Raw genomic sequence first — 13,933 nt, forward strand, 5'->3', positions numbered from 1 at the left:
GGTGGCGTGAAAGACGCGGGAGATTAGCGGGTACGCGGGCAAACCTCGCCTTCAGCGAAGAAGAAAGCGATTTCGCGCGCAGCAGATTCAACTGAGTCGGAACCGTGGGTGCCGTTCTCGGTGAAGCTGTCAGCGTAGTCAGCGCGCAGGGTACCGGCCAGCGCGTTGTCCGGGTTGGTTGCGCCCAGCAGATCGCGATGACGCTGAACCGCGTTTTCGCCTTCCAGTACGGAAACCACGATCGGACCGGAAGTCATAAATTCAACCAGACCATCAAAGAATGGGCGGCCTTCGTGCTCAGCATAGAAGCCGCGAGCCTGCTCAACGGTCAGATGCAGCATTTTGGTGCCAACAATTTTGAACCCTGCAGCTTCAAAGCGAGAAAAGATGCCGCCAATAACGTTTTTTGCCACCGCGTTTGGTTTGATGATGGAAAAAGTACGTTCAATAGCCATGATAACCTCTTATATATGTTGTTCTGTTTTGCAGATGAGCAGATAAGACTGATAAATACGGCGCGAATTATAATCATCATCTAAGGCGGTTGCCTATGTGTTTAGGTAACATTTTTTTAAAAAAAAGCGACCTTAAACAACAAATCAGCGCAATCAATGACAGAGCCGCTTATTGCACGGTGAAATTCACGGCAACAATCTGCCCTGCCTCATCCATCACCACCACTTGATAACCATCAGGGCGTTCCAGGCTAAGAGTGGTGCTGGCTCCTTCCGCCAGCAGCGCTTCGCCGTTCAAAAACCACCAGCGTCGCCCTTCCCCGCCGGTCGTTTGCAGGGGCAGCATCACCTTCCGCTCGCCGGGAAGGCGTTTAACTACCGCGCCCTCGCGAACGCCTGAGAGTATCAGCGGTGCGGCATCCGCAGTTTGCACCGGCGGACACGCCAGCGAAACCGGAGGCACCCTGACGCGACGCCGTTCGCCTGCGGGTAGCCAGGGTTCAAGCGGCAGCGGCCAGACGTCGAGCCTTTTCTCCACCGCGCCGGGGCAATCAGCCGCCACCCGTAAACCTTGTTGATTCAGCCATACCGGGAAGCGAATCCCGCGAACGCCTTCCTGCCCGGGCAGGAGCAGAGTCGGCGGCTGGCTGTCATCGAGTAGCCAGGTTGCCAGCCGTCGGCGGCAATTCGCGTCGCCCGCCGGTAAATTCTGCCCTCCCGGCCAGCAAATGGTCCCGGCGCTAACCGATGACGGACGAGGATCGGCGGGCAATCCGCCGCGGCTCATTGCCGGTCGCGCCAGCAGCATATTATTCACCTGATTCAGCAACGGTACCGCGCTGGCGAATCCAAACTGCCCGACGACCGGCGTTCCATCGGGTCGTCCGGTCCAGATACCAATCAGATAGCGGGCGTTAACGCCAATCGCCCAGGCATCGCGATAGCCGTAGCTGGTACCGGTTTTCCACGCCAGCGGCACCACCTGCACCAGCGAGGCATCGGGAACCGGCTGCGCTTCACCGGCCAGAATGCGCCGCACGATCCAGGCTGAACCTGGCGACAGCAGCGGTCTTTCCACTAGCGAAGAGTCCGGGGTGATGCGCAATTGCGCCGCCTTACCGTGACGGGCGAATGCGCTGTATGCCGCCACAATATCCGCCAGACGCGCGCCACCGCCGCCGAGGATCAGCGACAGATTCGGTTCCGCGCCGGCGGGCAGCATCAGCGGCAATCCGGCATTACGCAGCCTGGCGGCAAAACGCTTCGGTCCATAGGCCTCCAGCACCTGCACCGCTGGAAGATTTAGCGAGCGAACCAGCGCATCGCTGGCGCTCACCGGCCCGTGAAAACCGCTGTCAAAGTTGCCCGGCCGGTAGTCGCTAAAGCGTCGCGGAACATCCTGCAATAATGAGGCTGGATGGATCAGTCCTTCATCCAGCGCCATACCGTAGACAAACGGCTTCAGTACCGAGCCGGGAGAGCGGATCGCCGATACCATATCAATATGGCCAAAGCGACTATCATCGCTAATATCCGCCGATCCTACCCAGCCGCGTACTTTCATATTGGTATGGTCGACCACCACCATCGCCAGCGAACTGCGCGGCGGCAGACGCGATTTCCAGTTCAGCGCCAGGTCTTCCAGCTGTCGCTGCAGACCGGCATCCAGCGTCGTCACCACCTTCTCTTCACGACTGCTCGCCAGCGCGCGGCGGGAAAACAGCGGCGCCAGCTGTGGCATCTGCCGTGGAAACAGCCAGACGGGCTCTTCGATAGCTTCGTGTACCGGTTTTTTTGGCCACACGCCCTGATTTTCCATACGTAGCAGCACTTTATCGCGCGCCGCCTGCGCCCGCTCGGGCCAGCGGTCCGGACGCAGACGGCTCGGCGCCTGCGGTAGCACCGCCAGCAGCGCCGCTTCGCCATAGCTTAGCCTGGCGGGCGGCTTACCCAGGTATGCCCAGCTGGCCGCGCCGATCCCCTGCAGCGTGCCGCCGAACGGCGCCCGGTTGAGATACAGCGTGAGGATCTCGCTTTTTGACAGATGCCACTCCAGCTGCAGCGCACGCCAAAGCTGACGCAGCTTGCCGCCGAAGGTGCGAGGATGTGGATCGAGCAGACGCGCAACCTGCATGGTCAGGGTACTGCCTCCGGAGATCACTCTCCCGGAAGTCAGATCCTGCCAGGCGGCGCGAACGATTGCGAAAGGATTTACGCCGGGATGATCCCAGAACCAGCGGTCCTCATAGTGGATCAGCGCCTGTAAATAGCGTGGCGACACGTCAGCAAGGGTTACCGGATAGCGCCAGACGCCCTGCGCATCGGCAAAGCGCCATAGCGGCGTCCCGTCTTCCGCCACCACTACTCTGGCAGGGGCGACCTCATGCAGCGGCAGCGGCCATAGCCGGTCGGCAGCCAGAACAGCCAACCACAGCAGAAAAACAAACGCCGCCAGCCAGCGCCAGCGGCGTTGTATGCGCCTCAATATCCGCATTTACGGGGTAACGGTTAGCGGGCCGCTGGCCGCACCGGTTGCCCGCCACTGCGGTACGTACATCGACTCCACCTGCGGCTGCGGTACCTGATAAGTGCCCGGCGTTACCGCGCGCGCCAGATACACCAGCGTCACCGGCTGGCCTTCATTAATAGCCACTGCGGCCACAAAGCGATCGTCGCGAAACTCAAGGTGCTGGATATCCGCCTGCTGCATCTGGTTGAGCAGATTCTGCACCACTTCACCGTTTTCCTGCAGGCTGGCGCTGCTGTTGGCCAGATTCTGGTTTTCCAGCTCCAGCCCCGCCGGAAGTAAATCCACCACCAGCGCGTCCGGCACGTTACGTTTGGCCGTGACTTCCAGCTTCACCAACACCAGTTCGCCGCTGCGCAGCGAAGAGAGCGATTTCTGCTGGCCATGGGTATCGAAAATTTGCCGTTCAATCCCCAGTACGTTCCCCCCAGGTTGCGGTGCGACCTGCGGGTATCCGCTGCTGTCGAGACGAAGCCAGAGCGGCTGCTGGCCGGTGTTGGTTACCTGCAGCGCAGCCAGCTGATCGCCGGTCAGGTTGCGGGTTTGCGCTTTCTCGCCGGAAAGCGGTTCGCCCTGCAGCGAAGTTTGCGCCTGCCAGCTGCCGGGAAGATCCTGCAACGTGCGCCCGGCGAGGAAGAGAGCGTTGCTCTCCTGGGTCGAGAGCCAGCGCTGCCCGTAGGCTTCATCCGCCAGGTTACTGAGCAGGATATTTTGCGCTTCCGGCAGCAGCTTGTTCTCCTCCAGCAGCGCCAGCTTCAGCGCGTCGTCGCGCAGCTCGCTACCGTAGTCTCCAAGCCAGCGGTTCGTATCCTGCCGCGGTGTCGCCATTGCCAGCCTCAGGGCTTCATCCCCGCGCGGCGCATCGCCCATCAATTTCATGGCAATGCCCAGCTGCAGCAGCGGCAGGCCGGAACGCGCCTGGTCATGGCGGCTCCAGATTTCGCGCAGCGCGCCGAGCGGCGCTTTCTGCTGCCGCGCCAGCACCAGCGCGGCGTAGGCCTGGGCGGCAAAACGGCTGGCCTGGGCATCATCGCTGTAGCGAACGGTCATCAGACCCGGCTCCTGTAAATAGCGCAGCAGCCGCTGGTTACCGTTGTTGACGGCGTTAGCCGGTACGCTGTAGCCCTGTTCGCCCGCGCGCACGAGGAAGTCCATCGCGTAGGCGCTCAGCCAGTACTCTTCCGGCCCTTCTTTATCCCACAGGGCGAAACCGCCATTATCGCGCTGCATTTGCAGCAGGCGAGAAATGCCGATATCCACCGCCGCGCGTCGTTTCTCATCGCTATCGCCGCTGATGCCCAGCGCTTTTAGCTGGGCTGCGTTGGTGTAGAGCGACGGGAACAGCCCGCTGGTTGTCTGTTCCAGGCAGCCATAAGGATAAGCTTTGAGCTCGCGAATGTAGCGCGCCAGGTTAAGCGGCGGCTTGCCGCTGAATACCAGCTGTCCTTGCAGCGTCGCCGGGGAGAAACCCTGGCTTTGCTCAGCCGCAGCCTGCCAGCTTTCACCCGGCTGCAGGACGGCACCGGAATTCACTGTCTGTGCCGGGAACGCCGGACGCACGCCCAGCTTCCACTGTTTCTGCATCGGCGCGAAGGTTTCCCCCGGCAGGTTCAGGCCGCTGATAGTGGCATTTAGCTGACCGTCGCCAAAGCCCTGGTGGGCACGAACGGGCACAAACAGAGTACTGCGCGCGCCGGGTGCCAGCTGTACCGGCGGTATTTCGCCACCTTCCAGCTGGAGCAGGCCGCTGGCGGCCAGCGCAACGTTGAGCGTTTGCGGCTTGTCGGTCAGGTTGCTGAGATCCAGCGCCAGACGTGTCGTGTCTCCGCTGGCGAGGAAACGCGGCATATTCAGCTCGGCAATTACCGGCGCGGCAACGATGACTTTCTCTTCGCTGCTGCCAAAATCATCCGCGGTCCACGCCTGGGCCATGACCCGCAGTTCGCCGTTAAAATCGCCGATTGGCAGGGTGACCGCCCCTTCGCCTTTCTCATCCAGCGCTACCGGCTGCGCCTGCTGGGCGATAATCGTCACGTGATTAACCGGCGGTTTGCCGCCGCGCTTGAGTTCATCGCCGTCGCCGCCGAAGCGCAGCCCCGCGAGTCTTCCCTGCCCTTCAATCACCTGACCATAGATGTCGTAGATATCCGCTCCGTAGCGTTTTTGACCAAAGAAAGCGTTCCACGGATCCGGCGTCGCGTAGTCGGTGATATTCAGTACGCCGCTATCCACAGCGGAGAGCAGAACGTTAACCTGCTTTGGCGTCTCGCCATCTTTGACGCTGGCCTTAACCTTCACCGTCAGCGGCTGGTTCGGGCGCATTTTAGCCGGCGCCTCCAGCGCCAGATTCAGACGACGGTTTTCGTCGCCGAGCGGCAAATGCAGCAGACCCACCGCCCGTTTTGGCGTCGCGGAGCGGGATTTATCCCCGGGACGAATCACCAGAGTACTGAGATACAGATCGTGGCGATTCCAGGCTTTATCCACCGGAATCGACAGGTCCATCCCCTCCGCCGGAACGTCAATTTCCTGCCACCATAGCGGCCCTTCGCTCGACTCCACCAGCGCATAGCCTTTACCGGCCGCCGGAGCGGCAATATGCAGTTTGATGGTATCACCTGGTCTATAGGCCGGTTTGTCCAGCTTCATGGTGACGCGGTCCGGGCGCGCCGCTCCCTGACCATCGCTGTTATCCTGCCAGCTGTAACCGGCCCAGAAGCGCACGCTGCTGACGACATCATCCGGCCCTTTGACTTCCAGGCGATAGGATCCCCATTCAACCGGGAAGCTGACTTTCGCCGTTTGCCCGGCAGGAAGATCCAGCGACTCCTCGCCTTCCTGCAGATCTTTTTGATCGAACTGCGACCGCCAGCCTTCGCTATCAGACCAGTTCCAGTAGTAGTCGCGGCGCTCGCGGATCAACCGCACCTGCAGCCCGGAGACCGCTTTCTTCTCGCCTTTGGCATCGGCATAAACAATTTCAAAAGCGGCGTTGCCGTTTTCATCCACCACCGGCTGCTTAATCGTGCTGCCGGTGCGATAGTCGTAAACCTCTTTCAGAGCGAATTCCGGACGAATGCCCGGTAGCGCATCGGCAGGCCAGATTGGCTGCCTGACGCTCCGGGTAACCGGACGACCGCCGGATTCCAGCAGGCTGGCCTGCAGGATCACCTGCAGCGGCGAGTGGCTCTCCTGCCACTGGCTGGCGGCAGTTATTTCGGCATGACCTTGCTCATCGAGCGTGGTCTCCACCTCATCCAGGCTGCGGGAAAGATTCTCTTCGGCAATATCGCCAAACTGGAAACCTGGCAGCGCAGGCACCGCGTCGCGCAGCGGGCGCAGGAACAGTTTACCCTGTAGCTGGTTGCCGCTGGCCGGTGCGCCGTACAGATAAGCGCCGGTTACGGCAAAGTTCACATCATCAGCGGGCGCAACGGGCGTACTTTGCGGCGTAAGATTCAGCGCCATACGCTCAGGCATAAAATCTTCGACGTGGAAATCCCACTCGCGCGGCTGGTTATCACCGGTGCTGGCGCGAATGTGCCACATTCCGGTCGCCGCGCCGCTATCAAGCGGATAAGTAAACTGGTACAGGCCGTTTACCGGCTTGCTTACCGTTGAACGAATAACCTGGCCGTCCGGCTGCACCACTTCCAGCTTCACCGGCTGCTCGGGAAGCGGCTTACCGTCGCTATCGCGCAGCAGGGCGTTGAGGATCACTGTTTCACCCGGGCGATAGAGATCCCGCGGGCCAAACATAAATAGCTGCTTTGTGAATCCCGGCGCGCCGGCAATAGAAAACTCCGCCAGATCCAGCGCCGGCAGTTTGAGATCCAGTAGCGTAGTTTGCCCGTCCTTACGCGCCAGCAGCAGCGCTGCGTCTTTATCCGTTTGCAGCGTAACGTGACCCTGAGCGTCGCTTTTCGCCTGGGCCAGGGTTTGCCCTTTGGCGTTCAGTAGCTGAACATCGATACCGGACTGCGCCGCGCCGTTTTCCAGGCTCTGAGTAAAGACATCCAGCCGGTTGTGATAGCGGTGCGCTGACACGCCGATATCGCTGAGGGTGAACAAGGTTGCGGCGTTGCTGTAGCTGTAGTGGCCCGCCTGATTCATTACCGCGATATAGACGCCAGGCTCCTGAAGAGGTTTGATATCCGCCAGCGGCAGCAGCAGTTTTTCACGCGTATTGCGCGCGGGATTAAGGTCAAAACGGCCGGTGTAGACCAGATCGGCCATCTTCAGCAGCTCGTCCGATTCCCAGTTGCTCAGCGAATTACGGTATTCCCACTGGCTGACGAAGGCCGAAAGTGATTCAGGTTTGATACGGAAAAAGTTAACGTCGACGTTATCAACATTCAGCGCCATCACCGGCAGTCCGGCCACCACTTTTCCTGGCAGCAGCGAGCCACGGCTGGCAAAGCCGATGCTCGGGGCGATATCGCGGGTGGTAATGGTTTTTTCAAAGCTGCTGCCAAACGTCGCTTTATTCAGCGCCGCCAGGGTGGGATCCACCGAAACGATCAGCTCGCGCTTTGGCTCAAGATGGCGGAGCCGCAGCTCTTTAAGATTGGGCGCCAGTTCCCACGCGCCGTCAACTTTGCCGCTCTTTTTATCGACCAGATGTACGCTGCGGGAGAAGTCCTGATCCGGCTGCAGGGGAATAGAGAAGGTCAGCACCAGCGTCGACGCATCGTCAAGCTGCACTTCAGAGGCATCCAGCAGCGTTAACGCTTTACCCTGGCTTTTTTCCGCCAGCGCCGCCAGCTGAGCGCTATCCGGCTTCGCGCTCTCTTTTTCCACCGCCGCAGACGCCGCTGGCGCAGTCGCCTGAGGTTTACCGCTGTCATCACAGCCGGTTAACGATAGCGCGGTGAGTAGCGCCAAAGATAACGCTGCCAAACGAAATGGTTTCATCCTTCTAACCCCTCGGCCCTGCGGCCAGATGCATTTAGTGAACACATTATTATGCGTTAATGGCTGAATTACCAATAGCGCTCGCCTGCAATAATGATAGATGTTCGCGGCGAGTCCTTGCCGGGCGAGGAAGAACGGGAGCGAGTTAATTGAACGAAGTAAATGTACTGCGATTTTTCTTATATCAATATTGAATATCAGCCGCCAGCCATGGGTTTTATTCTGAAACCCATGATCTTTAGCCATATAAATTGACAATGAGCATCGTTTCTATTAATTGATGGATATATAAAAGCTTTTATAAATAAAGGCTCCGGCACCGCTATTCATTTTGCATTCCACGGGTTGCCTGATAGCACAACATCAACTCATCTCATATGACATATATGAGATAAATAATATGGAAGTTATTTATGTCTCAGATGGTGGCATTGTCGATTATTATTTTAATTCTTTATATCGGTGACGTTGTTTCTACCCGTACAAAAGCCTGGATACCTTCGGTATTTGTCTGCGCGGTATTGTTTCTCATTGGTTACTGGACATTTTTTCCTGAGGATATAATCAGCCGGGCAGGGATCACCACGCCGGTTGCCATAATGCTGATGTATCTGTTAATCACCAACATGGGCACCCTGCTGTCGCTTAAAGAGCTGGCCCAGCAGTGGAAGACCGTTGTTATCTCACTCGCCGGCATTGCCGGAATAGCGGCGAGCGTTTTTGCAGTATGTATGGTGCTGTTCGACCGTAATACCGCGCTGGTGACCATTCCTCCGCTAGTTGGCGGCATCGTCTCCTCGCTGATTATGTCGCAAGGAGCAAGCAACGCGGGCCTGATCGATCTGTCGGTATTTGCCATTTTGATTTACGTCATGCAAGGGTTTGCCGGATATCCGCTGACCGCGATCATGCTGCAGCGCGAAGGTAAAACGCTGCTTGCCCGTTACCGCAGCGGCGAGCACCACCACGATGATATGGTAGCTGAGCACGCAATGCCCGGCGTTGGGGAAGAGAAAATGCCGCGCCTGTTCAGCAAAATACCCGGCAGCTATAACAGTAACTACTTTAAATTCCTGCGTCTGGCGCTGGTTGGCTGTCTGGCCTGGTTTGTTGCCGACCTTGCAAAGCCGATAGTCAATATCAGCCCGTTCGTACTGTGTCTGTTTTTTGGCGTGGTATTTACTTCATTAGGTTTTCTCGAAAAACATACCCTGCAAAAGGCTAACGGCTTTGGCTTCGCCATTATGGCGTTAATGCTTTTTATCTTTGATACATTAAATAAAGCGACCCCGGAAATGCTGCTGCGCCTGCTTTTCCCAATGGTGGTATTAATCGCCACGGCGGTTGTTGGTATGTTTATCGTCTCCTGGCTGGCTGGGAAACTGCTTGGCGTCAGCGGTCCGATGTCATTCGCCATCTCGTTGACCGCGCTGTATGGTTTCCCGGCCGACTACATTATTACCAACGAGGCCATCAACGCCCTCACCCTCGATGAAAAAGAGCGTCAAATGCTGACTCACCATATGCTGGGTCCGATGCTGGTCGGCGGATTCGTTTCCGTGACCATGGTTTCGGTGGTGTTAGCCGGAATACTGGTCGGCTACCTGACGCCGATTGCCGGTTGAGCGCGTTGAATGTTTAGCAAATTATGGAGCTATTAATGATTAACCCTGCCATAAGCGAAATTATCACCAGAGAAGAACCGGCGATGATCGCTTTTCGCCGCGACCTGCACGCCCATCCTGAACTCCCCTGGGAAGAGAAACGCACCACGGATCGCATCGCCGAAGCGCTGGAAGCCATTGGTATCCCTTATCGGCGAACTCATCCCACCGGTATTATCGCCGACATCATCGGCGGTCAGCCGGGTAAAACCGTGGCTCTGCGCGCGGATATTGATGCTCTACCGGTACTGGAGCTCAACGACCAGCTTGGCTATAAATCGCAGACCACGGGAAAAATGCACGCCTGCGGTCATGACGCCCACACCGCGATGCTGCTGACCGCGGCTCATGCCTTGTATGAAGTGCGCGAGCAGCTTGCGGGCAACGTCAGGCTGATCTTTCAGCCTGCAGAAGAGATTGCCGAAGGGGCGAAGGCGATGATTCAACAGGGGGCTATCGATAACGTGGATAACGTTTTCGGGATGCATATCTGGTCAGGCACGCCGTCCGGCAAAATCTCCTGCAACGTTGGCTCCTCCTTTGCGTCAGCGGATTTGCTGAAGGTCACGTTCCGCGGCCGCGGTGGTCATGGGTCGATGCCGGAGGCCTGTATCGACGCAGCAGTGGTCGCTTCCGCTTTCGTTATGAATCTCCAGTCAATCGTGGCGCGCGAGACTTCTCCGCTGGAGTCTGCGGTAGTGACTATCGGCAGAATGGAGGTTGGCACGCGCTTTAACGTCATTGCCGAAAACGCCGTACTTGACGGTACCGTACGCTGTTTCAGTCTTGCCGCACGTCAGCGTCTGGAAGCGGCAATTACGCGCTACGCCGAGCATACCGCCGCCGTTTACGGCGCCACCGCTCAGGTTGACTACTGCTACGGTACGCTGCCGGTCATCAACGAAGAGCGCAGCGCGCTGCTGGCACAGTCGGTTATTCGCGATACGTTTGGCGAGGGCGTCCTTTTTAGCGAAAAGCCAACCACCGGCGGAGAAGATTTCAGCTTTTATATGGAAAATATTCCCGGCGCCTTCGCGCTGCTCGGCTCAGGCAATAAAGATAAAGGCAGCGACTACGCGCACCACCACGGCTGCTTTAATATCGATGAGCAGGTGATGAAAAGCGGTGCTGAACTTTACGCGCAGTACGCATGGCGCTATCTGCGGCAAAGTCAGTTTTAACCGACATTCCCCCGAGTCGGTTCGGGGGAAATATCACATTCCCGCCGCATCCTCTTGAAAATGCCTTGTCGATATTGTGAAAAACAACAACAATCATTCTATTGTTGATGACACGGAGGCACTCATGTCTACCTCGTTTTTTATCGCAGCCGACTGGCTGGCGGAACATATTGATGACCCGGAAATCCAGATTATCGACGCGCGGATGGCCCCGCCGGGTCAGGAAGATCGCGATGTTAACGCAGAGTATCTGGCAGGCCATATTCCCGGCGCCGTCTTTTTCGATATCGAAGCCCTCTCCGACCATACCAGCCCGCTGCCGCATATGATGCCGCGCGCTGAAGCGTTTGCCGTCGCGATGCGCGAACTTGGCGTCAGCAGCGATAAACATCTGGTGGTGTACGATGAAGGTAATCTTTTCTCCGCACCGCGCGCCTGGTGGATGCTGCGTACTTTCGGCGTGGAAAAGGTGTCGATTGTTGCCGGTGGTCTTGAAGGCTGGCGTCGCGATGAACTCCCGCTGGAACAAGGCCTTCCCGAACTACCGGAAGGTGATTTTGACGGCCGCCTCGATCCGCAGGCGATCAAGCGTCTGACCGATGTGCTGCTGGTGAGCCATGAAGGATCGGCGCAGATCGTCGATGCTCGTCCTGCCGGTCGCTTTCACGGTCAGGTAGCCGAGCCCCGCCCGGGCCTGCGCTGCGGGCATATTCCCGGCGCGTTAAACGTTCCCTGGACCGAACTGGTGATTAACGGCGAACTCAAAACAACCGATGAACTCAATGAGATTTTTGCTCGCCAGGGCGTCGACTTTGAGCAGCCAATCATTGTCAGCTGCGGTTCAGGCGTAACGGCAGCGGTTGTATTACTGGCGCTCACAACCCTGGGCGTTAACGGCGTTAGCCTGTATGACGGCTCCTGGAGCGAATGGGGCGCACGGGCAGATTTGCCGATTGAACCGCTGCAGTAGACGGAACAACGGGGGCAAAAGCCCCCGTTATTTTTAGATAATTCGATTCTGCTTAAAGTCGCGCAGAAAGCTGCCCCAGCGCTTTTCATAGAACGGCGTAATGTGGGCAATCATAAAGTGGCTGATCCCCTTCTCCCCCTCCACCACCTGGCAGATATCAATCGGCTCGTCGCCGGGAAGCGTATCGGTTGCTACGCTGCCGGTAGCCTGGATAACCTCTTCGATATCGCCTTCCGCTTCAATGCCAATCAGCAGATTAGCCGGCGCATCGGCGCTGTCCTTAATTGAACATATAAACGCGCGCTTCACCGTTTTCAGCGTTTTAAACAGCGTGGTCAGTGAATCCACCATCTGCGCGGGCGGCTCGGCGACTTCAGACAGCAGCAGCGACTCCCCGCCTTCGAGTACGGTCTGAGTGCTGAGCGGGCTGCCCTCTTCCCCCAGCAGGTGGCTAATCTCGCGCGGCGCAAACTCTTTGCCGGTAGGTAGTTTGGCGTTGAGATAGAGCGTCTCGCCAAGAGTCATAGCGAACAGCGTACGTACCGGCATCACCACGAAAGACTGTTCATTTTCAACGGCCTGCTGTAGCGCTTCCAGCGAGGAGAAAAAAGGAATGACCGAGGTACCGTCATCTTTTTCCCAATGCTGCAAATCCAGCACGCTATCTTCAACAACCTGCTCGCCCTGCGCGGCGGCCCCCGGAACCCAAACGGAGGATTCCAGCAAGGTACGGAAAAACGCCGGACGATGGCCTGGCTCGATAGCCGCCTTTTCCAGCAGGGTTTCTAGCTCATTTTTAGTTTCGGACATAGTTTCGCTACTTCAAAATCGCCCGGCGGCGCTACGCTCGCACGGGCCCACGAGTTTTTCAGCCGGGTAAGCGCAGCGCCACCCGGCAAGACCCATTACTCTGCCGTCAGCAGGTTGGCAATGGTACGCACGCCGAGGCCGGTCGCGCCCGCCGACCACTGCTCAACGGCAGATTTGCGGTAGGTTGCCGAACAGTCGATATGCAGCCAGCCCTGGTGATAGTTTTCCACGAAATGCGACAGAAAGCCCGCTGCGGTGCTGGCGCCCGCCGGATAGGCCGCGCTGCCGGTGTTGTTCAGTTCAGCAAAGTTAGACGGCAGCTGGCTGCGGTGGAACTCAGCCAGCGGCAGGCGCCAGAAGGCTTCGTTCTCAGCCTGCGCGCTCGCCAGCAGGCGATTCGCCAGCTTGTCGTCAAAGCTGAACAGGGCGTGATAATCATTGCCCAGCGCGGTTTTCGCGGCGCCGGTCAGCGTGGCGGCATCGATAATTAACTCAGGCTTTTGCGCAGAAGCATCGATCAGACCATCCGCCAGCACCAGGCGACCTTCAGCATCGGTATTCATAATCTCTACGGTTTTGCCGTTGCGATAGTGAATAATATCGCCAAGTTTGAAGGCATTACCGCTAATCAGGTTATCGGCACAGCACAGATACAGCTTCACGCGCTTGTTCAGACCACGCGAGATAGCGAACGCCAGCGCGCCGGTTACCGTCGCCGCGCCGCCCATATCGGACTTCATCGAATCCATGAAGGCGCTCTGTTTGATGCTGTATCCGCCGGAGTCAAAGGTAATGCCTTTGCCGACCAGACAGGCGTACACCGGCGCTTCTTTGTCACCGGTTGGGTTATAGTCCAGCGCCAGCAGGACCGGCGGACGCTCGGAGCCGCGGCCGACGGTGTGGAGGCCCAGGTAGTTCTGCTCGCGCAGATCTTCACCCTTGGTGATGCGATAAGAAACGTTATCGCAGGCCACGCTGCACAGCAGGTCAACCGCGCGCTGCGCCAGCTGTTCCGGCCCCAGTTCTTCCGCCGGAGCGTTGATGGTGTCGCGCACCCAGTCAATAATAGTCAGGCGGTTGTCCAGTTCGCTTCTCTGCGCATCGTCCAGGTTCGGCCACTCAACTTTGCGGCTGCCTTTTGGCCCTTTATAGCCTGCCCAGAACGCCCATGCCCGATCGGTGTCCCAACCTTCGCCATCAAGCGCGACATGTTTGATGCCCATGCCGTCAATTTTTCGCGCCGCGCGCTGAATTAAACCGAGGTCATCTTTGCCGTTCAGATGCAGGGTAATACCGTCGTTATTAATACTGTAAGACGCTTTTTCTCCCCAGCGCGCATCGGCAGGCTGCACGGTAAGCGTAATTTTCATCACTTCGGTCATTATCATTATCCTTCTTAGCAAACGGGCCGC

At 58.0% G+C, this 13,933-nt stretch carries 8 protein-coding genes; 3 read left to right on the forward strand and 5 right to left on the reverse strand.

The genetic code is table 11. From position 1 onward, the window contains the following. Positions 1–23: 23 nt before the first annotated feature. The 3 genes from ndk to GJ746_RS18555 form a co-directional block, all read right to left on the reverse strand. The gene (gene ndk, locus GJ746_RS18545) at positions 24–455 is read right to left on the reverse strand and encodes a nucleoside-diphosphate kinase (RefSeq protein ID WP_100683314.1); all 432 of its coding nucleotides are present in this window, start codon (positions 453–455) and stop codon (positions 24–26) included. Positions 456–624: 169 nt separating this feature from the next. Continuing rightward, the gene (gene pbpC / locus GJ746_RS18550) at positions 625–2,949 is read right to left on the reverse strand and encodes a peptidoglycan glycosyltransferase PbpC (protein ID WP_154681516.1); all 2,325 of its coding nucleotides are present in this window, start codon (positions 2,947–2,949) and stop codon (positions 625–627) included. Beyond that, positions 2,950–7,896: an alpha-2-macroglobulin family protein gene (locus GJ746_RS18555; RefSeq protein WP_154681517.1), complete on the reverse strand. Its 4,947-nt coding sequence runs from the start codon at positions 7,894–7,896 to the stop codon at positions 2,950–2,952. Between the two features lie 413 nt (positions 7,897–8,309). Here GJ746_RS18555 and GJ746_RS18560 point away from each other — a divergent pair, with 413 nt between their 5' ends. From GJ746_RS18560 to sseA, 3 genes are all read left to right on the forward strand, one after another. Then, positions 8,310–9,521: a hypothetical protein gene (locus GJ746_RS18560; RefSeq protein WP_154681518.1), complete on the forward strand. Its 1,212-nt coding sequence runs from the start codon at positions 8,310–8,312 to the stop codon at positions 9,519–9,521. Positions 9,522–9,556: 35 nt separating this feature from the next. Continuing rightward, entirely contained in the window at positions 9,557–10,741 is a 1,185-nt protein-coding gene (locus GJ746_RS18565; protein WP_154681519.1) for an amidohydrolase, read from the forward strand. A gap of 124 nt (positions 10,742–10,865) precedes the next feature. Next, a complete protein-coding gene (sseA, locus tag GJ746_RS18570) occupies positions 10,866–11,711 on the forward strand; it encodes a 3-mercaptopyruvate sulfurtransferase (RefSeq protein ID WP_154681520.1) in 846 nt (281 codons plus the stop codon). A gap of 33 nt (positions 11,712–11,744) precedes the next feature. Here sseA and sseB read toward each other — a convergent pair whose 3' ends face one another. Both sseB and pepB read right to left on the reverse strand, forming a co-directional pair. Further along, positions 11,745–12,521: an enhanced serine sensitivity protein SseB gene (gene sseB / locus GJ746_RS18575; RefSeq protein ID WP_154681521.1), complete on the reverse strand. Its 777-nt coding sequence runs from the start codon at positions 12,519–12,521 to the stop codon at positions 11,745–11,747. Positions 12,522–12,616: 95 nt separating this feature from the next. Continuing rightward, positions 12,617–13,903: an aminopeptidase PepB gene (gene pepB, locus GJ746_RS18580; RefSeq protein WP_154681522.1), complete on the reverse strand. Its 1,287-nt coding sequence runs from the start codon at positions 13,901–13,903 to the stop codon at positions 12,617–12,619. Positions 13,904–13,933: the final 30 nt, after the last annotated feature.

Origin of the sequence: Klebsiella oxytoca, assembly GCF_009707385.1 — a bacterium.
GTDB classification, from domain to species: domain Bacteria; phylum Pseudomonadota; class Gammaproteobacteria; order Enterobacterales; family Enterobacteriaceae; genus Klebsiella; species Klebsiella oxytoca_C.

What these genes read in the sequence shown, in the direction of transcription:
- sseA (WP_154681520.1), top strand. Translation starts at nt 10,866, where the DNA reads ATGTCTACCTCGTTTTTTATCGCAGCCGACTGGCTGGCGGAACATATT.
- GJ746_RS18555 (WP_154681517.1), bottom strand. Translation starts at nt 7,896, where the DNA reads ATGAAACCATTTCGTTTGGCAGCGTTATCTTTGGCGCTACTCACCGCG.
- GJ746_RS18560 (WP_154681518.1), top strand. Translation starts at nt 8,310, where the DNA reads ATGTCTCAGATGGTGGCATTGTCGATTATTATTTTAATTCTTTATATC.
- GJ746_RS18565 (WP_154681519.1), top strand. Translation starts at nt 9,557, where the DNA reads ATGATTAACCCTGCCATAAGCGAAATTATCACCAGAGAAGAACCGGCG.
- pepB (WP_154681522.1), bottom strand. Translation starts at nt 13,903, where the DNA reads ATGACCGAAGTGATGAAAATTACGCTTACCGTGCAGCCTGCCGATGCG.
- ndk (WP_100683314.1), bottom strand. Translation starts at nt 455, where the DNA reads ATGGCTATTGAACGTACTTTTTCCATCATCAAACCAAACGCGGTGGCA.
- sseB (WP_154681521.1), bottom strand. Translation starts at nt 12,521, where the DNA reads ATGTCCGAAACTAAAAATGAGCTAGAAACCCTGCTGGAAAAGGCGGCT.
- pbpC (WP_154681516.1), bottom strand. Translation starts at nt 2,949, where the DNA reads ATGCGGATATTGAGGCGCATACAACGCCGCTGGCGCTGGCTGGCGGCG.